The organism is Streptomyces sp. NBC_00310 (assembly GCF_036208085.1).
GTDB lineage: Bacteria > Actinomycetota > Actinomycetes > Streptomycetales > Streptomycetaceae > Streptomyces.
In genome coordinates this window covers 2999378-3020048 of the sequence record NZ_CP130714.1, presented here as the reverse complement: position 1 = coordinate 3020048, position 20671 = coordinate 2999378, and the positions used below count along the sequence as shown (strand labels likewise).

At 69.8% G+C, this 20671-nt stretch carries 13 protein-coding genes; 7 read left to right on the top strand and 6 right to left on the bottom strand.

Features of this window, described 5'->3' with window-relative positions; all coding sequences use genetic code 11:
• Positions 1–242 precede the first annotated feature (242 nt).
• The 3 genes from OG202_RS13300 to OG202_RS13290 all read left to right on the top strand — a co-directional run bounded on the left by OG202_RS13300 (position 243) and on the right by OG202_RS13290 (position 7409).
• Positions 243–971 carry a VIT1/CCC1 transporter family protein gene (locus OG202_RS13300; protein WP_327732279.1) on the top strand — a complete coding sequence of 243 codons (729 nt, stop codon included), beginning with the start codon at positions 243–245 and terminating at the stop codon, positions 969–971.
• 371 nt (positions 972–1342) lie between these two features.
• Positions 1343–5956, top strand: coding sequence for a glutamate synthase large subunit (gene gltB, locus OG202_RS13295; protein ID WP_327730193.1), 4614 nt, complete (start codon positions 1343–1345; stop codon positions 5954–5956).
• On the top strand, positions 5949–7409 hold the full coding sequence (locus OG202_RS13290; protein ID WP_326583502.1) for a glutamate synthase subunit beta: 1461 nt from the start codon (positions 5949–5951) through the stop codon (positions 7407–7409). Before gltB ends, OG202_RS13290 begins: the two co-directional genes overlap by 8 nt.
• Positions 7410–7581: 172 nt before the next feature.
• On the opposite strand, the gene OG202_RS13285 is transcribed toward OG202_RS13290, so the two are convergent.
• Genes OG202_RS13285 through OG202_RS13270 form a run of 4 tightly spaced genes read right to left on the bottom strand, consistent with a single transcriptional unit; the run spans position 7582 to position 14647 of the window.
• Positions 7582–8031 carry a hypothetical protein gene (locus tag OG202_RS13285; RefSeq protein WP_327730194.1) on the bottom strand — a complete coding sequence of 150 codons (450 nt, stop codon included), beginning with the start codon at positions 8029–8031 and terminating at the stop codon, positions 7582–7584.
• On the bottom strand, positions 8028–8360 hold the full coding sequence (locus tag OG202_RS13280) for a hypothetical protein (RefSeq protein WP_327730195.1): 333 nt from the start codon (positions 8358–8360) through the stop codon (positions 8028–8030). Before OG202_RS13280 ends, OG202_RS13285 begins: the two co-directional genes overlap by 4 nt.
• Entirely contained in the window at positions 8357–13657 is a 5301-nt protein-coding gene (locus OG202_RS13275) for an HD domain-containing protein (protein WP_327750253.1), read from the bottom strand. The genes OG202_RS13280 and OG202_RS13275 overlap by 4 nt, the downstream gene beginning before the upstream one ends.
• 60 nt (positions 13658–13717) lie before the next feature.
• Positions 13718–14647, bottom strand: coding sequence for a rhomboid family intramembrane serine protease (locus OG202_RS13270; RefSeq protein WP_328222793.1), 930 nt, complete (start codon positions 14645–14647; stop codon positions 13718–13720).
• A gap of 155 nt (positions 14648–14802) precedes the next feature.
• Between OG202_RS13270 and OG202_RS13265 the strand changes: the two genes are divergently transcribed.
• On the top strand, positions 14803–15522 hold the full coding sequence (locus OG202_RS13265) for a vWA domain-containing protein (protein WP_327730198.1): 720 nt from the start codon (positions 14803–14805) through the stop codon (positions 15520–15522).
• Positions 15523–15633: 111 nt separating this feature from the next.
• Here OG202_RS13265 and OG202_RS13260 read toward each other — a convergent pair whose 3' ends face one another.
• Positions 15634–16614 (bottom strand): acyl-CoA dehydrogenase family protein, encoded by a 981-nt coding sequence (locus OG202_RS13260; RefSeq protein ID WP_328222791.1) that lies wholly within the window; start codon positions 16612–16614, stop codon positions 15634–15636.
• A 31-nt stretch (positions 16615–16645) separates the two neighbouring features.
• A complete protein-coding gene (locus tag OG202_RS13255) occupies positions 16646–17785 on the bottom strand; it encodes an acyl-CoA dehydrogenase family protein (protein WP_327730200.1) in 1140 nt (379 codons plus the stop codon).
• A gap of 135 nt (positions 17786–17920) precedes the next feature.
• On the opposite strand from OG202_RS13255, the gene OG202_RS13250 reads away from it, so the two are divergent.
• From OG202_RS13250 to OG202_RS13240, 3 genes are read left to right on the top strand one after another with little or no spacing between them, the layout of a single operon-like run.
• Positions 17921–18709, top strand: a complete 789-nt coding sequence (locus tag OG202_RS13250; RefSeq protein WP_328222789.1) for an SDR family oxidoreductase — start codon at positions 17921–17923, stop codon at positions 18707–18709.
• A gap of 15 nt (positions 18710–18724) precedes the next feature.
• A complete protein-coding gene (locus OG202_RS13245; protein WP_327730202.1) occupies positions 18725–19339 on the top strand; it encodes a TetR/AcrR family transcriptional regulator in 615 nt (204 codons plus the stop codon).
• Positions 19340–19362: 23 nt separating this feature from the next.
• On the top strand, positions 19363–20520 hold the full coding sequence (locus OG202_RS13240; protein WP_326583509.1) for an acetyl-CoA C-acetyltransferase: 1158 nt from the start codon (positions 19363–19365) through the stop codon (positions 20518–20520).
• Positions 20521–20671 lie beyond the last annotated feature (151 nt).

The window sequence follows — 20671 nt, the reverse complement described above, 5'->3', positions numbered from 1 at the left end:
GTCTGGAGGGTCTGGAGGGTTCGGAGTTTCGAAGATTTCCGCTGTGAAGATCTCTGCCACATCGGGTGCCTCACCGGCTGCCGGAACGCCCGCGTATCACCCGGTCGACATCTGTGCAGGCTCGTGTACGAATGAGCGGCAATGGTTTCTCGAACAACTGTCAACCCAGGTAAGTACGGCCTTCCTTGCTGGCAGAAGCAATTTTCCGAGCGTACGTTCGACGTGAGGAAAGGGGCTTGATCGTGGCGATCATCGACACCGAAGCCGCGTTGCACGAGGCGCACCGTGACAACCACACCCACCGGGACGTGAACGGCGGCTGGCTGCGGCCCGCCGTGTTCGGGGCGATGGACGGGCTCGTGTCCAACCTGGCGCTGATGACCGGTGTCGCGGGCGGGGCGGCCGGCCGGGAGGCGGTCGTCGTCGCCGGGCTCGCGGGGCTCGCCGCCGGAGCCTTCTCCATGGCCGCCGGCGAATACACCTCGGTGGCCTCGCAGCGGGAGCTCGTCGAAGCCGAACTCGACGTCGAGCGGCGGGAGTTGCGCAAGCACCCCAAGGACGAGCAGGAGGAGCTGGCCGCGCTCTACGAGAGCCGGGGGGTCGACCCGGCGCTCGCCCGGGAGGTCGCGCGGCAGCTCTCGCACGACCCCGAGCAGGCCCTGGAGATCCATGCGCGCGAGGAGCTGGGTGTCGATCCCGGCGACCTTCCCTCGCCGGCCGTCGCCGCCGTGTCGAGCTTCGGCTCCTTCGCGCTGGGCGCCCTGCTCCCCGTAGTGCCGTATCTGCTCGGTGCGAGCGCGCTGTGGCCCGCCGTGCTGGTGGCGCTCGTGGGGCTCTTCGGCTGCGGTGCGGTGGTGGCCAGGGTGACGGCCCGACCCTGGTGGTTCAGCGGTCTGCGGCAGCTGGCCCTCGGGGGTGCCGCGGCGGGTGTGACGTACGCCCTGGGCAGCTTGTTCGGGGCGGCCGTATGATGGATCGGATGGCTACGTATGCGCGGGACCGCATAAGTAGCCGTTACCAGGCGGTTTCGAATGCTTAACCGCTGGGCATGAGCCGTAAGCGCCGCGGGCAACGACGCCCGCCAAGCACCTGAAGTAGTGGGCGACGACGCCTCCTGCGCCCCGGTCGACCGACACTGATCTGTCCGGTCGGCTCCCCTTGATCACGCCACCGTGTGCGGTACCCCCTCCGCGCCCCCCTGGCGTCCGCATGTTGGGACGAAGTATCCGGTTCCCGAGAATCGTTCCATCATGTAACCTGCACGAAATTTTGCACTTTACGCAGAGGGCCAGCGTCGTCCCTCGGCACACGCATATGCCAGATGACGACGACGGGAGAGCCGATGCGTACGCCGCGCCAGCCGTCCCAGCACTCCGCGAATGGCCAGAAGTGGTCCTTCATGGATGCTCGCCCTGCTGCGCAGGGTATGTACGACCCCCGCAACGAGCGCGACGCCTGTGGCGTCGGCTTCGTGGCCACCCTCACCGGCGAGGCGAGCCATGCGCTGGTCGAGCAGGGGCTCACGGTTCTTCGCAACCTGGAGCACCGCGGCGCCACCGGCTCCGAGCCCGACTCCGGTGACGGCGCCGGCATCCTCTCGCAGGTTCCCGACGCGTTCTTCCGTGAGGTGGCCGAATTCGAGCTGCCCGAGGCCGGCTCGTACGCCGTGGGTATCGCCTTCCTGCCCGAGGAGGGCATCGAGGAAGCCGTCGCCCGCATCGAGGCCATCGCGGCCGAGGAGGGCCTGACCGTCCTCGGTTGGCGCGACGTGCCCGTCGCCCCCGAGCTGCTCGGCGCCACGGCCCGCTCGACGATGCCGGCCTTCCGCCAGGTCTTCGTCGCCGACGGCGCGGCCGTGCCCGCCACGGACATCGACCTCGACCGCAAGAGCTTCGTGCTGCGCAAGCGCGCCGAGCGCGAGGTCGACGTCTACTTCCCCTCGCTGTCCGCGCGGACGATCGTCTACAAGGGCATGCTGACCACCGGCCAGCTGGAGCCCTTCTTCCCGGACCTGTCCGACCGCCGCTTCGCCTCCGCGATCGCGCTCGTGCACTCCCGGTTCTCCACGAACACCTTCCCGTCGTGGCCGCTCGCCCACCCGTACCGCTTCGTCGCCCACAACGGCGAGATCAACACGGTCAAGGGCAACCGCAACTGGATGCGCGCCCGCGAGTCCCAGCTGGCCTCCGACCTGTTCGGGTCGCAGGAGACGCTGGACCGGATCTTCCCGATCTGTACGCCGGAGGCCTCGGACTCCGCCTCGTTCGACGAGGTCCTTGAGCTGCTCCACCTCGGCGGCCGCTCCCTGCCGCACTCCGTGCTGATGATGATCCCGGAGGCGTGGGAGAACCACGACTCCATGGAGTCGGCCCGCCGCGCCTTCTACCAGTTCCACGCCACGATGATGGAGCCCTGGGACGGCCCGGCCTGCGTCACCTTCACCGACGGCAAGCAGGTCGGCGCGGTCCTTGACCGCAACGGCCTGCGCCCCGGCCGCTACTGGGTCACCGACGACGGCCTCGTCGTCCTCGGCTCCGAGGTCGGCGTCCTCGACATCGACCCCGCCAAGGTCGTCCGCAAGGGCCGCCTGCAGCCCGGCCGGATGTTCCTCGTCGACACCGTCGAGCACCGCATCATCGAGGACGACGAGATCAAGGCCGGTCTCGCCGCCGAGCAGCCGTACGCCGAGTGGCTGGAGGCCGGGGAGATCGAGCTCTCCGACCTGCCCGAGCGCGAGCACATCGTGCACACCCACGCCTCGGTCACCCGCCGCCAGCAGACCTTCGGCTACACCGAGGAGGAGCTGCGGATCATCCTCGCGCCGATGGCCAAGACCGGTGGTGAGCCGCTCGGTTCGATGGGCACGGACTCGCCGATCGCCGCGCTGTCCGCCCGTCCGCGCCTGCTCTTCGACTACTTCACCCAGCTGTTCGCGCAGGTCACCAACCCGCCGCTGGACGCGATCCGTGAAGAGCTGGTCACGAGCCTGCGCTCCTCGCTGGGTCCGCAGGGCAACCTCCTGGAGCCCACGGCCGCCTCCTGCCGCTCGGTCACCCTGCCCTTCCCGGTGATCGACAACGACGAGCTGGCCAAGCTCATCCACATCAACGCCGACGGCGACATGCCCGGCATGAAGGCCGCCACGCTGTCCGGCCTCTACCGGGTCTCCGGCGGCGGTGACGCCCTCGCCGCGCGCCTCGACGAGATCTGCGCCGAGGCCGACGCGGCCATCGACAACGGCGCCCGGCTGATCGTCCTCTCCGACCGCCACTCGGACGCCGAGCACGCGCCGATCCCGTCGCTGCTGCTCACCGCGGCCGTCCACCACCACCTCATCCGTACCAAGGAGCGCACCCACGTGGGCCTCCTGGTCGAGGCCGGTGACGTCCGCGAGGTCCACCACGTCGCCCTGCTCATCGGCTTCGGCGCCGCGGCCGTCAACCCGTACCTGGCGATGGAGACCGTCGAGGACCTCGTCCGCGCCGGAACGTTCCTCTCCGACATCGAGGCCGAGCAGGCCATCCGCAACCTGATCTACGCCCTCGGCAAGGGCGTCCTGAAGGTCATGTCGAAGATGGGCATCTCCACGGTCGCCTCCTACCGCGGCGCCCAGGTCTTCGAGGCCGTCGGCCTCGCGGACGAGTTCGTCGAGAAGTACTTCAACGGCACGGCCACCAAGATCGGCGGCGTCGGCATCGACGTCATCGCCAAGGAGGTCGCCGCCCGCCACGCCAAGGCCTACCCGGCCAGCGGCATCGCGCCGGCCCACCGTGCCCTGGAGATAGGCGGCGAGTACCAGTGGCGTCGCGAGGGCGAGCCGCACCTGTTCGACCCGGAGACGGTCTTCCGCCTCCAGCACTCGACCCGCGCGCGCCGCTACGACATCTTCAAGAAGTACACGGAGCGGGTGAACGAGCAGTCCGAGCGTCTGATGACGCTGCGCGGCCTGTTCGGCTTCAAGGAGGGCCTGGAGGGCCGCGCGCCGATCTCGATCGACGAGGTCGAGCCGGTCTCCGAGATCGTCAAGCGCTTCTCGACCGGCGCCATGTCGTACGGCTCGATCTCCCGCGAGGCACACGAGACGCTCGCCATCGCCATGAACCAGCTGGGCGGCAAGTCCAACACCGGTGAGGGCGGCGAGGACCCGGACCGCCTGTACGACCCGGCGCGTCGGTCCAGCATCAAGCAGGTCGCCTCCGGCCGGTTCGGTGTGACCTCCGAGTACCTGGTCAACGCGGACGACATCCAGATCAAGATGGCGCAGGGCGCCAAGCCCGGCGAGGGCGGTCAGCTGCCCGGCCACAAGGTCTACCCGTGGGTCGCCAAGACGCGTCACTCGACGCCGGGCGTGGGCCTCATCTCCCCGCCGCCGCACCACGACATCTACTCCATCGAGGACCTGGCCCAGCTGATCCACGACCTGAAGAACGCGAACCCGCAGGCGCGGATTCACGTGAAGCTGGTCTCGGAGGTCGGCGTCGGGACCGTGGCCGCGGGTGTCTCCAAGGCACACGCGGACGTCGTCCTCATCTCCGGCCACGACGGTGGTACGGGTGCCTCGCCGCTGACGTCGCTGAAGCACGCCGGTGGTCCCTGGGAGCTCGGTCTCGCCGAGACCCAGCAGACGCTGCTGCTCAACGGCCTGCGCGACCGCATCGTCGTGCAGACCGACGGCCAGCTGAAGACCGGCCGTGACGTCGTCGTCGCCGCGCTGCTCGGTGCCGAGGAGTTCGGCTTCGCGACCGCGCCGCTGGTCGTCTCCGGCTGCGTCATGATGCGCGTCTGCCACCTGGACACCTGCCCGGTCGGCATCGCCACGCAGAACCCGACGCTCCGCGACCGGTTCGCCGGCAAGGCCGAGTACGTCGTGAACTTCTTCGAGTTCATCGCCGAGGAGGTCCGCGAGATCCTCGCCGAGCTGGGCTTCCGCTCCATCGAGGAGGCCGTCGGCCACGCCGAGGCGCTCGACGTGACCCGCGCGGTGAACCACTGGAAGGCGCAGGGCCTGAACCTGGAGCCCCTGTTCCACGTGCCCGACCTGCCCGAGGGCGCCGTCCGCCACCAGGTGATCGAGCAGGACCACGGCCTGGAGAAGGCGCTCGACAACGAGCTGATCAAGCTCGCCGCCGACGCCCTCGCCGCCTCGGACGCGACCGACGCCCAGCCGGTCCGCGCCCAGGTCAAGGTCCGCAACATCAACCGCACGGTCGGCACGATGCTCGGCCACGAGGTGACGAAGAAGTTCGGCGGGGCCGGTCTGCCCGACGACACCATCGACATCACCTTCACGGGCTCGGCGGGCCAGTCCTTCGGCGCCTTCCTGCCGCGCGGTGTCACGCTGCGCCTGGAGGGCGACGCCAACGACTACGTCGGCAAGGGCCTCTCCGGCGGCCGTGTCGTCGTCCGCCCCGACCGGGGCGCCGACCACCTCGCCGAGTTCTCGACGATCGCGGGCAACACCATCGCCTACGGCGCGACCGGCGGCGAGCTGTTCCTCCGCGGTCGTACGGGTGAGCGGTTCTGCGTCCGCAACTCCGGCGCCCTGGTGGTGTCCGAGGGCGTGGGCGACCACGGCTGCGAGTACATGACCGGCGGCCACGCGGTCGTCCTCGGCGAGACGGGCCGCAACTTCGCGGCCGGTATGTCGGGCGGCGTCGCGTACGTCATCGACCTGAACCGCGACAACGTCAACGTCGGCAACGCGGGCGCCGTCGAGGCCCTCGACGACACCGACAAGCAGTGGCTGCACGACGTGGTGCGCCGCCACGCCGAGGAGACCGGCTCGACGGTCGCCGAGAAGCTGCTCGCCGAGTGGCCCGTCGCCGTGGAGCGCTTCAGCAAGATCATCCCCAGCACGTACAAGGCAGTGCTCGCCGCCAAGGCCGCCGCCGAGCAGGCCGGTCTCTCCGAGACCGAGATCACCGAGAAGATGATGGAGGCGGCGATCAATGGCTGACCCGAAGGGCTTTCTGAACCACGGGCGCGAGGTCGCCAAGTCCCGCCCCGTCGACGTACGTCTCAAGGACTGGAACGAGGTCTACGTTCCGGGTTCGCTGCTTCCGATCATCTCGAAGCAGGCGTCCCGCTGCATGGACTGCGGTATCCCGTTCTGTCACAACGGCTGTCCGCTCGGGAACCTCATCCCCGAGTGGAACGACTACGCCTACCGCGAGGACTGGGCGGCGGCGTCGGAGCGGCTGCACGCGACGAACAACTTCCCGGAGTTCACGGGCCGGCTGTGCCCGGCGCCGTGCGAGTCGGCCTGCGTCCTCGGTATCAACCAGCCGGCCGTCACCATCAAGAACGTCGAGGTCTCGATCATCGACAAGGCGTGGGACAGCGGCGACGTCGCGCCCCAGGCCCCGGAGCGCCTGTCCGGCAAGACGGTCGCGGTCATCGGCTCGGGCCCCGCGGGCCTGGCCGCCGCCCAGCAGCTGACCCGGGCCGGTCACACGGTCGCGGTGTACGAGCGCGCGGACCGCATCGGCGGTCTGCTCCGCTACGGCATCCCCGAGTTCAAGATGGAGAAGCGGCACATCAACCGCCGCATCGAGCAGATGCGCGCGGAGGGCACCCGCTTCCGTACGGGCATCGAGATCGGCCGCGACCTCAAGGCGACGGACCTGAAGAAGCGGTACGACGCCGTCGTCATCGCCGCGGGCGCCACCACCGCCCGTGACCTCCCGGTCCCCGGACGCGAGCTGGCCGGCATCCACCAGGCCATGGAGTACCTGCCCCTGGCCAACAAGGTGCAGGAGGGCGACTTCGTGGCGCCCCCCATCACGGCCGAGGGCAAGCACGTCGTGGTCATCGGCGGCGGTGACACGGGCGCGGACTGTGTGGGCACCGCCCACCGCCAGGGCGCGGCCTCCGTCACGCAGCTGGAGATCATGCCGAGGCCGGGCGAGGACCGTGCCGCGAACCAGCCGTGGCCGACCTTCCCGATGCTCTACAAGGTCACCTCCGCGCACGAGGAGGGCGGCGAGCGGGTCTACTCCGTCTCCACGACCCACTTCGAGGGCGACGAGGACGGCAACGTCCAGTGGCTGCACCTCACCGAGGTGGAGTTCATCGACGGCAGGCTGACCCCGAAGCCGGGCACGGAGCGCAAGATCCCCGCCCAGCTGGTGACGCTGGCGATGGGCTTCACGGGCACCGACCGTGACAACGGTCTGGTGGACCAGTTCGGCCTGGACCTCGACGAGCGCGGCAACATCGCCCGCGACGCCGACTTCCAGACCAACGTCCCCGGCGTCTTCGTGGCCGGTGACGCGGGCCGCGGCCAGTCGCTCATCGTCTGGGCGATCGCCGAGGGCCGCTCGGCGGCCCAGGGCTGCGACCGCTTCCTCTCGGGCGCGAGCGAACTGCCCGCACCGATCCGCCCGACGGACCGCTCGCTCATGGTCTGACGGCCCAGAGGGCTTCGGGCCAGAGGGCTTCGGGCCAGAGGTTCACAACGGTGACCTGACGGTCACACCCATACGTCCCGTACAACGGCGTACGGAACACAGACGGCGCCTGCCCGCCAGTCCCCGACCGGACGACTGGGCAGGCGTCGTTGCATGTGCGCTGTCCGGTGCGTTACTTGGTGGGGGTCACCCAGGTGACGATGACGGCGGCGGCTACGGCGAGGACGCCGAGGAGGCCGAGCCAGCGACACCATTCGATGGACCGCCAGATCAGCTTCGTGCGTTCCCGCTCGTACTCCAGCAGTCTGGCCGCCTCCAGCATGAGCTCCTCACCAGGGCGACCGTGCGCGGCGACCACGCTCAGCCACGACGCCCCGATCAGGGTGACGAAGCCGGTCATGAGCAGCCCGATCACGACCCACCGAGGCACAGCGTCGAGCTTGCTGAGGTCCTCTTGGCCCTTGAGGACGAAGACGGCCGCCAACAGACCGGTGAGGGAGGCGAGGAAGTTGCGGTAACCCTCGGCTTGATGGAGCGCAGCCTGCAGCTGGTGCTCCGGGGAACGCATGGCCTGCGCACGGCGGTGCGCGTCGCGCAACAGTTCCACCTCACGGTTGTTCATGGTGTCGAACCACCTTGCTGAGGTGCGGCCAGGGCCAGGAAGGCGCCGCAACCGGAGGGTTCACTCGCGGGTCGGCCCGTATGGAGCGTCTCGCAGGTGCAGAGTGTGTGGTATGCGGCAGGGCCGGGGTCCTTGCGGCGCCCCATGAAGCCGCCCTTGACGATTGTGTGCTGGCCGAACTCGAAGGGATCGGTCGTCATCGCGCACTGGCAGATCGGGCAGGTCCCGGTGGCCTCGTAGTAGCCGCCGTCCGCCTCGTACCAGGTCCACTGGAAGCCGAGTGGTGGGCTGAGGTGAGTGGCTCGCGCATTGTATGGGATGGCGCTCAACTGGGACGGCCCTCCTGGGGTTCTGCCGATGATCGCTGTGCCTCGGCGGGCGGTTCCGGGAGCTCCGGCGGTTCCGGAAGTTCGAAGCGGAACAGCGAGGCGTAGGCGGTGAGTCGGGCCCGTACCTGCTCTTCCGAGAGGTCCGTTTCCTCGGCACAGAGGGTGATGTGATCGGCTGGGACCGACCCGTGCAGCGCGGGGGCCCGCCCGGTCAACTGCTCGGTCAGGATGATCACGTCGCGCCAGTCGGGGGTCAGGTCCCGTTCGGAGGGGGTGGGTTCGTCAACGGTCACGTCGAGCCCGAGGCAGCGGAAGGGCGCATAGCGGTCGTGGGCCTCGCCGAGGGTCCAGCCGAAACGGCCTGCCACGAGGACGAGTTCCAGGGGACCCAGGGTGCCTGGACCGAGGAGGCCCGGGTCGAAGGCGGCCAGGTCGAAGCGGTTGGGCCTCATTTCCTCCAGGGCGTTGCCTTCGGGGCCGGAGAGAGTTCCTGGGGGCGGTGCGGCGCCCGCCGCCGTGAACTTGGAGAGACGGCGGTGGCTTTCGGCCACGGAGTTGCGGCCTTCGGCGTGCACGACCAGTTGTTTGAGCGTGAGGGATGAGCGGAAGCTCCAATGGCGGGATTCGGCCGGACCGTTGTACGAGGGATGGCGGGGCCTGCCCAGCGTCGGCTGCTCCAGCAGGGCCTCGATGTCCCGAGGGGTCACCTGCAGCTCTCTGATCTCTGGAGTGGTCTTCGCGACGGGAAGAGGCAGGTGTGGCTCGGCCTGTTCGAACGCGGCGAGCACACGATCGACGGACAGGGTCAGGTCGGAACTGAGGGTGAGAGCGACGGGCAGTGACACGCCTTCGTGGTCGAGTGATGCGCTCGTGTCGGGGGGAATCGGCAGAGGGCATGGCTGAGGGAGCATCGCCTGACGCAAGGCTGTGGTCACGTCCCAGTCCGGGGGTACGTTCAGCAGCCCGCAGGCTTGGAGAGAGAGCAGCGTCGTGTGGAGCGACGGGAGATCCTCTGCATCCGAGCGTGCGTGTTCGAGAAACACTTCCCAGGGGCCGAATCCCGCAGAGGTGAGGCGGCTGCTGTAGCTGGATTCGAGCCACTCAGGCAGGATCCAGCCGGAAGCCTGTTCAGGGATGGCAGGCACCGAGACGCCTGTTGTGTCGGTGGAGTCGCTGATGTGCGCGGCTACTTGGCCGAGTGGCCACTTGAGTATGTGCGATATGAGAACGACCTGTGTCATGGACAAGGGGCCGTCGTGCCAGGGGCTGCTCTCGTTGCACGAGGTGGACAGCACCAGTCGTTCGGTGGCTGTGAGAGGCCGGGCCTGATCGAGGAGTGCGGCGGAGTCGGCGCGCAGGCCGACACCCAGGCATGCGTACTGGTCGATGCGGTGGCGCAACGCCTCTGTACCGAAGAGCTCCAATCGCCTCAGGAGGTCGACCGGGGCGATAACACCCGGTCGCCACGGGAAGCTGCTGAAATAGCGTGAGGAGTACTGGTACTCCGAGTGGTAGGCGAGGGCCTCCGCCTCGGAGAGAGAAACCCGTTCTTCGGCAAGGCCGGCCTCCAGTTCGGGCGCGTGCGGAAGATTCGAGTCGATCTCCCGCAGTTGGAGAAGGTCCTCGGTCAGTTGTCCCAACGGCACCCCTCGCGCGGCGGAGATGCGCAGGAGCGGTGCGTGGACAGCAGGATGCAGCGTGTCCGGAAGGTCCTCGCGGGCTGTTTCCACTTCCAGATAGGCGTCGTAAAGATTTGCGGCGATGCCGCTCGGTCGTATGTCCCGCAGCGATCGGATGTCTGCTGCCGTCGGTACATGGATGCCGGCGACGGCGTAGCGGCGCAGAGCGCGTGCCGCCTCCCCGAGGGACACTCCGGCTGCGACCGCAGCATGAAGTGCGCGCCCCCAACGTCGTGCGCTCGGGGTGTCCCGGGCGAACAGAACACAGTCGAGTCCGCTCGGCTGGGGGTAGCTGATCGGGGTGAAGCCCTTCCCCGTCGGGTGGGCGAGAGGAAGCCTGGTGAGCTGCCAGTCCGCAGCGAGCCGGCTCTCGTGCGGGCGATCGGCACCGAGGCTGAGTTCCCCGAAATCATTCGCCATCGCAGCTGAGTCCATGGGCATGCAGCCGACCGAAGCGAGCAGTACTCGCCCTGAGGCCAGCCGGTTGTCGCCACCGCGCGGTTCGAGGATCGCCTCCGTCTCCTTCGGCAGCGCGTCGAGCAGAGCCACCGTGAGGGTCGGATGGCCCTGGGTGAGCTCCCACAGCCAGCGCAAGGAGACTTCCCGTAGCGACGGCGCGGCCTCCGGCAGCGCGGCGAGGAGTTCCCGCATCACGCACTCTTCGTCGTACGAGAGCAGTCTGTTCCGGTCCACGCTCGGTTCTGGCGCATGACGTTCCCGGAGATTGATCACGCACCCGTACGAAGGCGACTCGTCCCTTATGGTGACCCCGTCCAGCAGCAGCCGCCCCTGGCCCTGTACCAGCCAGGCGCTGTCCCCTGTCTTGACCGGGCTGCCGTACCACCCTTGTTCGCCTGCGTGGAGGTCCCCCGGCTGCCAGATGTCGCTGTTCACCACAGCCCGCGCGTCGTCCCGCGCGTACTCGACCGCCCGCACCTCGTAATCACTGACCCACAGCAGCGAACGCAGTGTCTCGACAAGTGAGGGCTGATCCCTTTCCGCCTCCACCGTCAGATAGAGACGCACCCGCGTCCCCCCACCCGACGGCGCGTCGTTCGCCGAAGTGATCCGCAACAATCCCGACCCGGAACGGATGTCGGCGTGTGTGGCGTGGTCGCGGCCCATGAGCACACCGTGGCGGTCGACCGGGGCCGTCTTGACCACGACCTCGTCGGCGAGCATGAAGTAGCTGAACACACCGATGCCGAAACGGGAGTTCATGGGAATGACACCGAGGCCGGCGCGGCGCCAGGTGCGGCGTTCGTGGACGAAGTCGGGGTCCTGCTCGTACCGCTTGCCCGCGCGGGCGAACATCGACGTGAGCTTGGAACGGGTCATGCCCGTGCCGTTGTCCTCGCACTCGATGTAGTGGCGTCCATCCTCGTCCCAGCCCTGCCGGAAGAAGATCTTCGGCTGCCAGTCGTTGGCCGTGTCGCCCTGGGTGGCCGCGTAACGGCGGCGCATCTCGCGGTGGCGGCAGGCGTCGAGGGCGTTCTGGTAGAGCTCGCGGACCGCGAGCATCCGGTCACCGTACAGTTGCGTGCCCATCAGCAGCGGGCGGATCTCGTCCTCGGCGAGCCGGAAGCGTTCGAGCGGCTGGATGTACTGGCCACCGCGGGCGAACAGCTGCTCGGTGGTTATGCGGTCCGGGAGGCCGCGCAGCAGGGGCGGAGCACTCTGGCGGCCGGACTGCCACTGTTGGTGCAGTTCGGAGAGCGCGCCGTCGGCCCGTGCCACCAGTTCCTCGACCGCGGCGTGCAGGGCAGGGTGTGGACAGTGGAAACGCACGGCCAGGCCATGGGTGTCCCTGGTGCGGCCCATGGTGCTGTCGTAGTCGTACTCCGTGGACAGGGAAGTCACCACGGTGCTTGCGTCGAGGCGTTCGTGGGCGCCCAAGTGGTCCACCACGACGCTGGACATCCGGCGGGGGTCTGCTGCGAGCAGTGCGGAGAACCAGAGCAGCCGGGCCAGATCGAGGCCGCGCCACGGGCTGCCGGGCAGGGGGCGGTACTCGCCCCATTCGTCGCGCTGTTGAGGGCCGTTGATGCGCGGGTTGGCGTTGTCCGGCTTGACCGTCAGATGCCCGAGGACCTGGCGTACCTGGACGTCGATGGTGTGGCGTTGCCAGGCGGTGACGGAGTCGGCTGCGGCTGTGATCGCGTCGACGGCCATGGACAGCAGGTCGTCGACGGCGGGATAAGCGCCGGTGTGCTCCCACAGGAGGTCCCAGTCGGCGAGGAAACGGTGCCGCAGCCAATGGTCGGCCGCGACCGCCTCCGGGGTGAGCCCGCGGGCCCGCAGCGTCTGTACGGTGCGCTGCACCTGAGAGTGCGCCCTCCGGACGTCGTTGAGCGCGCTCAGTAACTGCGCCTTGTGCGTGTCGGGTTCACCTTCGGGCGTGAGCGAGCCTTTCGTGGTGCTGCCGAGGTACTCGTCGCGTCCGAGGGCCTGCCGGATGTCCTCCAGCGCGATGGCGACGATGCCCTCGTGGACTATGGGCGCCGAGAGGAGGGTGGCCGTCTCGGCCGGGGACAGGCGTTCGGTCTCACGCAGGTCCGCCGCCGTCACGAGGTCGGCCAGACGCTGCCCGACCCGTTCCGGGTAGCGGGGGTCGCCCCAGGGGTCGTCGCGATGGGCGCCGGCTCCCGAGTGGCTGCCGACGACGTAATCGACGAGCCGACAGAGCCGTTCCTTGATTCGGTTGTGGACCTCCGGGTTTCCACTGGTGTGCTGCCACAGGGGCGAGTCGAGGATTAGTTCGGTCCAGCGGCGCGATTCGTCGGAGCCTTCGCACAGGATGTGGGCCCCCACGTCGGCCTGGCCCGCTCCGACGGTCACCTGGTCGATGCGGGGCGGCTCGAGCGGATGGTTCCGCGCGGCCTTGCGTACCGCGCTCAGGGTGTGGGAGACCACCTCGTCCAGGGTGGTCGGGGGAGTGGTGGGCAGCAGCGCGTCCGCCAGGGCACGGCCGAACCAACTGCCCTCCGCATCGGCATAGGAACGCTGCCCCGGCCCACAGCTGTAGAGCAGGGTGGCCTGGGAACCATTGCGCAGGGCAGCCCTGGTACGCGCCTCCGCCACATCGTCGGCGGTCGCACGACAGGAGTCCACGCACACCACGGCGGTCACCCCGGCTTTCAGGGCGGGCAGCACCCCGGCGAAGTCGGCGTCCAGCAGGGTGTCGGTCAGGAGTTCCGACTCGGAGTCTTCCTGGGCGTTGCGGAACTGGGCGTCCATGGGGAGCAGCCGGTCCCGTCCCTCCAAGGAGACCCCGTGCGCGGAGATGTACACGAAGGCCGTGTCCCCCGGTTCGCACGACGCGAAGAAGTGGTGCAGGACCCCGAGCAGCGGAGCCCCGCACAGGTCCATCGGGCTGGAGTTGGCCGAGTGGTGGGCCGTGACGTCGTATCCGGACTGGTCCAGCGCCTCACCGATCCGCACCACGTCCTGCATCGCACAGTCGAGCGTGGGGAACTTCTTGGCCAGCCACGGATCGCGGTGCAGATAAGGGGTCTCCGTGATGCCGATGAGCAGGGCTCTTCTGCGCGGCTTGTCACCATCGTCCTCGTAGCCGGTCCCCACCACGCCCCCGCTCTCGTGCCCGAACCGGCATATCATCGCAGAAATGGCCCGTGAGGAAGAGACTGACGGCCACGAGGGCTTCGAGGCGCGCTCCGCTCAGCCCGTCATCCCCGAAACCTTCGCGACCGCCAGCACCACCAACAGCGCCAGCACCACCACACAGGCCCCTGCCTGCACGAGGACCCGCCGCCGGTCCCGAGGCGCGTAGGCGAAGCCGAGGGCGATCAAGCCACCTGTGAGGAGCCCTCCGAGGTGGCCCTGCCAGGACGTCACGACCGCCGAGATGACCAGCCACACCAGCAGGCCCGCCATGAAGCGGTTGATGCCGGCCGGGTCGGCGCCCAGGCGGCGGGCCAGGACGTAGTACGCGGTGCAGACGCCGAAGATGGCGCCGGAGGCGCCGACCGTGGTGGCGTCGGGGGCGAGGAGGAGGACGAGGACCGAGCCGCCGAGGGCGGAGAGCAGGTACAGGCTCAGGTAGCGGGCGCGGCCCAGCTGGATTTCCACCACTCGGCCGACGTTCCACAGCGTGACCATGTTCATCACGATGTGGAGGATGCCGAAGGTGCCCTCGGTGGGCGGGAGGTGGAGGAAGGCGCCGGTGAGGAGGCGGTACCACTCGCCGTCGATCACGCCTTCGAGGTGGAAGTCGGCCGGGTAGACGCTCTGCCAGACGTAGTGGAGGCCGTCCGGCCCGGCCAGGCCCCGGCCCAGCATCGCGAAGTCGTCCACGATCTCCGGGCGGAGCAGTTCGGCGACGTAGGCCACGACGTTCAGGCCGATCAGGACGTACGTCACCAGGGGGACCGTCGAGATCCGGCCGCCGAAGGCCGTGCGGGCCTGGCGGACCGTTCTCGCGCCCTCCTTCACGCACTCCGGGCACTGGTGGCCCACGGCCGCGTCGCGCATGCAGTCGGGGCAGATGAACCGCTCGCAGCGCGTGCAGCGGACGTGCGACTCCACTTTCGGGTGGCGGTAGCAGGTGGTGACGGCGGGCTGGGGCGACGACGGGGACTCGGGTTCCACGGCCGGCTCCTTGGGGGTGCGGGGCTGATGACGAGCCGGTGAGGACGGCGGCGAACAAAATAGCGAACAACCTGGGGCGAGTGGGGAGGGGGTGGCATGTGGGGTGCCATAACCTCGGATCTCCCTCGGAGTCTTGATGTCAGGAGCACCCTCGCATGCCCGCGATCAGCCTCAGCAAGGTGCGGGAGACCGCCCCCGCGCTCGTGGACCTGTACAAGGCCGCCGGGGCCTCCCTCGACAAGCACGGGCTGAGGGGGCAGCGGGCCGCCGTCTATCTCGTGGTCGACCACAGCGGTTCCATGCGGCCGTACTACAAGGACGGCAGCGTGCAGGCGCTCGCCGATCGGGTGCTCGGACTGTCCGCGCACCTCGACGACGACGGGAGCGTGCCGGTCGTCTTCTTCTCCACCGGGATCGACGCGATCACGGAGATCGGCCTCGCGGACCACCACGGCCGGATCGATCGCGTCGTGGCCGGGCTGGGACACATGGGGAAGACCGACTACCACCTGGCCATGGACGCCGTCATCGACCACTACCTCGACCGCGGTGCCGAGGACCCCGCCTTCGTGGTGTTCCAGACGGACGGTGGGCCGACCGGCAGACTCGCCGCCGAACGGTACCTGTGCAAGGCCGCCCGCCTCCCTCTCTTCTGGCAGTTCATCGGCTTCGGCGACCCCGACAGCAGGCAGTTCGACTTCCTGCGCAGGCTGGACGAGTTGGCCGTGCCGGGCAAGCGGGTCGTCGACAACGCCGGGTTCTTCCACGCCGGTTCGGATCCGAGGGCCGTGTCGGACGGGGAGCTGTACGACCGGCTGCTGGGGGAGTTCCCGAAGTGGCTGGTGGCGGCCAGGGCCCAGGGCATCGTTCCGTAAGCCCCGTCGCAGAAATGGGGCCGTGGGCCCCGTACGTCGGGGACTGTGCGTGCGCCATGTCCGGGCCCGGGAGGGGGATGCCCAGGCCGACAGCCGAGAAGGACCGCGAACTCACCAGTGGTGGCCCCCACCACTGAGGACCGCGCTTCGGCATTCGGCCGGGCCGCCCCACGCGGTCCGCAGCGCACGGGCCTTGGTGAGCCAGAGCGACAGGTCGTACTCCGCCGTGTAACCGATCGCGCCGTGCAACTGGAGCGCGGTGCGCGCGGTCGCGTACGCCGCCTCGCACGCCGTCACCTTGGCCGCCGCCACATCCGCCGCGTCCAGGGTGACCGCCGCCCCGAAGACCAGCGGGCGCGCGAACTCCAGGGCCACCTTCGCGTCCGCCAGGCGGTGCTTCACCGCCTGGAACGAGCCTATGGGGACGCCGAACTGGGTGCGCTGCTTGACGTACGTCACCGTCCTGTCCAGGAGGGCGAGCCCGACGCCGAGGGCCTGCGCGGCGACCGCGAGTCGGGCCCACGTGAGGGCCCGGGCCAGGCAGGGCGGGGTCGTGGCGAGGAGTTCGCCGCCGGGGGCGAGAAGGGTCAGGCGGCGGGCCGGGTCCAGGGAAGGGCGTACCGGGCCGTGGCCGGGGGCGAGGCGTAGTCCGCCCGCGGTCGGGTCGAGCGACAGACGGGTCGTCGCCGTGTCCCCGTCCAGCGCGTACGACTCCGGTGACGGTGCCACCGTGGCCATGGCCTCCCCGGACACCAGCGCCGGGAGCAGGCGCTCGGCCGGGCCCGGGTCCTCCAGACCGGCCAGCAGGACCGCCGTCGTCACCGTCTCCACGAGCGGGCCCGGCATCGCGTGCCGACCCAACTCCACGAAGGCGACGGCCAGGTCGACGGGGAGTGGGCCTACGCCCTCGTACGCCTCCGGCGCCGCCAGCGCGAAGACGCCGGCCTGCGCGACACGCGACCACAGCGCACGCCCTGCCCCGTGCTCCCCGCGCCCCCAGGCCCGTACGACGGACGGAGTGTCGGCGGCCGTCAGCATCGCGTCCAGTGATCCGGCGAACGCCCGCTGCTCGGTGTCCAGGAGGAAGCGCATCAGCGGCGGCCCTTCAGGATGAGGTCACGCATCAGCGGCGGCCCTTCGGCAGGCCGAGGAGGCGCTCGGCGATGATGTCGCGCTGGATCTCGTTGGTGCCGGCGTAGATGGGGCCGGCGAGGGAGAAGACGTACCCCTCCGACCAGTCGGTGTCCGCCAACTCGCCCTCTTCGTCCAGCAGTTCGAGGCCCGTTTCGTGCAGGGCGATGTCGTACTCGGACCAGAAGACCTTGTTCAGGCTGGACTCGGGGCCGATCGGCGTGCCCTCCAGGAAGCGGGAGGCGGCCGCCTGGGTGAAGAGCTGGTAGGCGCGGGCCCCGATCAGCGCGTCGGCCACGCGCTCGCGTACGGACGCCGGGCTTCCCTGGGCCTGCCAGAGGTCGAACAGCCGGCGCGCGGAGGCCAGGAAACGGCCCGGGGAGCGGAGCGTGAGGCCGCGTTCGTTGCCGGCGGTCGACATCGCGACGCGCCAGCCCTGGCCGGGCTCGCCGATGACGTCCTCGTCCGGTACGAACACGTCGTCGAGGAAGAGCTCGGCGAAGGCGGGCCTGCCGTCGAGGCGGCCGATCGGGCGGACGGTCACGCCCGGTGCGCGCAGGTCGAACATCAGATACGTCAGCCCCTGGTGGGGCTTCGGGGTGCCCGGCTCGCTGCGGAACAGGCCGAACGCCCGGTCCGCGAAGGCGGCGCGGGACGACCAGGTCTTCTGGCCGGTCAGCAGCCAGCCCCCGTCCGTGCGTACGGCCCTGGAGGTGAGCGAGGCGAGGTCGGAACCGGCCTCGGGCTCCGACCAGGCCTGGGCCCACACCACATCGCCGGAGGCCATCGGGGGCAGCACGCGGGCCCGCTGTGCGTCCGTGCCGTGGTCGAAGAGGGTCGGGGCGAGGAGGTTGACGCCGTTCTGGCCGACGCGCCCGGGGGCGCCCGCCGCGTAGTACTCCTCCTCGAAGATCAGCCAGCGCTCCAGGCCCGCGTCACGGCCGCCGTACGCGGCCGGCCAGTTCACCACCGACCAGCGGTCCGCGGCCAGTTCGGCCTCCCAGGCGCGGTGGGCGGCGAAGCCCTCCTCCGTCTCCAGGGAGGGGAGCGGCTCGGGTGGGACGTGGGTGCGCAGCCATGCGCGGGCCTCGGCTCGGAAGGCCTCGTCGGCGGGAGAATGGGTGAGGTCCATGGGGCACACCCCTCTATGCCTGTCTATGCCTGACAAACGGTCGGCCGGTCCAGTGAGCCGGCCTAACAAGCGTTTGGTCAACCTGGCGAACGTTCGGTCTTCCCTAACAAGTGTTTGGTAGGTTAGCGTGCCCGCATGAAGAACGTCGAGGCTCCGGCGTACCTCCCCGGGCACGGCCTGCTCAGCGGCCGCACCGCCGTGATCACCGCGGCGGCCGGCGCGGGCATCGGCGGCGCGACCGCGCGACGCTTCCTGGAGGAGGGCGCGCGCGTCCTGATCAGCGACACCCACACGCGCAGACTCAAGGAGTACAAGACCGAGCTGGCGGGCGAGTTCGGAGCGGAGTCCGTCAGGGCGGTGCCGTGCGACGTGACCGACGAGGACCAGGTGCGGGCGCTGTTCGAGGCGGGCGCCCGGCTGCACGGACGGCTCGACATCGTCGTCAACAACGCGGGCCTGGGCGGCACCGCGGAACTCGTCGACATGACCGACGAGCAGTGGTCCAAGGTGCTGGACGTGACACTCAACGGCACGTTCCGGTGCACCCGGGCCGCCCTGAGGCTGATGCGCGACAGCGGTGGCGGAGTGATCGTCAACAACGCCTCCGTCGTCGGCTGGCGCGCCCAGGCCGGGCAGGCGCACTACGCGGCGGCGAAGGCGGGCGTGATGGCACTGACCAGGTGCGCGGCGGTCGAGGCGGCCGAGTACGGGGTCCGCGTCAACGCCGTGTCGCCCAGCCTCGCCATGCACCCGCACCTCGCTAAGGTCACGACCCCCGAACTGCTGGCGGAGCTGACCGCGCGCGAGGCCTTCGGACGGTACGCCGAACCCTGGGAGGTGGCCAATGTGATCGTGTTCCTCGCGTCCGGCTACTCCTCGTACATGACGGGTGAGATCGTCTCCGTCAGCAACCAGCACCCGTAAGGACAACGAACAGCCGTGCCGACCAAGAAGAAGCCCCCGGCGACCGCCGCCGCGCCCGCCCGTCGTCGTGAACTCCTCGACAAGGCCGCCGGCGTCTTCGCGGACCTGGGGTACAACGCCACCACCGTGCGCAGGATCGCGGACGAGGTGGGGATGCTCGCGGGCAGCCTCTACTACTACTTCGAGTCCAAGGACGCGATGCTCGAGGAGATCCTGCGGACCTTCCTCGACGAACTCTGGGAGGGGTACGACGCCGTCCTGGACGCCGAACCGAGCCCCCGGGAAGCCTTCGAGGCGCTGGTCGTCGAGTCGTTCCGGGCGATCGACCGGCATCGCGCCGCCGTCGCGATCTACCAGAGCGAAGCCAAACAGCTGATCCTGCAGGACCGGTTCCTGTTCCTCGACGCGTCGCAGCGCAAGTTCGAGAAGGCGTGGCTGGCCACGCTGGAGCGCGGGGTCGCCGCCGAGGAGTTCCGGGCCGACCTCGACACACGGCTCACCTACCGGTTCGTGCGCGACACCGTGTGGGTCGCCGCGTCCTGGTACCGGCCCGGCGGAGAGCTCGGACCGGAAGAGATCGCCCAGCAGTACCTGTCGATGGTCCTGGACGGGATCGCCGTACGTGAATAACCGTTGACATCAGGGGAGTTGCCATGGCCGAGGCCTACATCGTCGAAGCGGTCCGGACGCCCGTCGGGCGGCGCGGAGGAGGGCTCGGCCAGGTCCATCCGGCCGACCTCGGCGCGCACGCCCTCAAGGCGCTCGTCGCACGCGCGGGCGTGGACCCGGCCGCCGTGGAGGACGTCGTCTTCGGCTGCCTGGACACCGTCGGACCGCAGGCCGGTGACATCGCCCGGACCAGCTGGCTGGCCGCCGGGCTGCCGGAGGAGGTACCGGGAACGACCGTGGACCGGCAGTGCGGCTCCTCGCAGCAGGCCGTGCACTTCGCCGCCCAGGCCGTGCTCTCCGGCACCCAGGACCTGGTGGTCGCGGGCGGTGTGCAGAACATGACGATGATCCCCATCGCCTTCGCCTCCCGCCAGGCCGCCGTCCCCCTCGGGCTCACGGACGGGCCCTTCGCGGGCAGCGAGGGGTGGCGGGCGAGGTACGGGGACCGGCCGGTGAACCAGTTCGCCGGTGCCGAGATGATCGCCGCGAAGTGGGGCATCAGCCGCCGCGACCAGGAGGAGTTCGCGCTGCGCTCCCACCGGCGGGCGGTACGGGCCGTCGACGAGGGCCGCTTCGCGCGCGAGACCGTTCCGTACGGGGACGTGACCGTCGACGAGGGGCCCCGCCGCGACACCTCCCTGGAGAAGATGGCCGCGCTGAAGCCGGTCATCGACGGCGGCACCGTCACCGCCGCCTGCTCCTCCCAGGTCTCCGACGGCGCCGCCGCGCTCCTCCTCGCCTCCGAACGCGCCGTACAGGAGCACGGGCTGACCCCGCGCGCCCGCGTGCACCACCTCTCCGTCCGCGGCGAGGACCCCATCCGCATGCTCACCGCGCCGATACCGGCGACCGCGTACGCCCTGAAGAAGACCGGCCTCACCCTCGACGCCATCGACCTCGTCGAGATCAACGAGGCCTTCGCACCCGTCGTGCTGGCATGGCTGAAGGAGACGGGCGCCGACCCGGAGAAGGTCAACGTCAACGGCGGTGCGATCGCCCTCGGCCACCCCCTGGGCGCGACCGGCGCCAAGCTCATGACGACCCTCCTGCACGAACTGGAGCGCACCGGCGGCCGGTACGGGCTCCAGACGATGTGCGAGGGCGGCGGGCAGGCGAACGTGACGATCATCGAGCGACTGTGACGGCCGTCCGGCGACGGTGACGGCCACCCGGGGCTGTGACGGCCATCCGGCGGCTGTGATGACTGATCCGGCGGCCCTGAGGGGCGCGAGTGGCTGTGATCCGGCGGCTGTGACGGCCGCGAGTGGCTGTGATCCGGCGGCCGTGACGGTC

What these genes read in the sequence shown, in the direction of transcription:
- gltB (WP_327730193.1), top strand. Translation starts at nt 1,343, where the DNA reads ATGCGTACGCCGCGCCAGCCGTCCCAGCACTCCGCGAATGGCCAGAAG.
- OG202_RS13290 (WP_326583502.1), top strand. Translation starts at nt 5,949, where the DNA reads ATGGCTGACCCGAAGGGCTTTCTGAACCACGGGCGCGAGGTCGCCAAG.
- OG202_RS13285 (WP_327730194.1), bottom strand. Translation starts at nt 8,031, where the DNA reads ATGAACAACCGTGAGGTGGAACTGTTGCGCGACGCGCACCGCCGTGCG.
- OG202_RS13275 (WP_327750253.1), bottom strand. Translation starts at nt 13,657, where the DNA reads ATGATATGCCGGTTCGGGCACGAGAGCGGGGGCGTGGTGGGGACCGGC.
- OG202_RS13265 (WP_327730198.1), top strand. Translation starts at nt 14,803, where the DNA reads ATGCCCGCGATCAGCCTCAGCAAGGTGCGGGAGACCGCCCCCGCGCTC.
- OG202_RS13260 (WP_328222791.1), bottom strand. Translation starts at nt 16,614, where the DNA reads ATGCGCTTCCTCCTGGACACCGAGCAGCGGGCGTTCGCCGGATCACTG.
- OG202_RS13255 (WP_327730200.1), bottom strand. Translation starts at nt 17,785, where the DNA reads ATGGACCTCACCCATTCTCCCGCCGACGAGGCCTTCCGAGCCGAGGCC.
- OG202_RS13250 (WP_328222789.1), top strand. Translation starts at nt 17,921, where the DNA reads ATGAAGAACGTCGAGGCTCCGGCGTACCTCCCCGGGCACGGCCTGCTC.
- OG202_RS13240 (WP_326583509.1), top strand. Translation starts at nt 19,363, where the DNA reads ATGGCCGAGGCCTACATCGTCGAAGCGGTCCGGACGCCCGTCGGGCGG.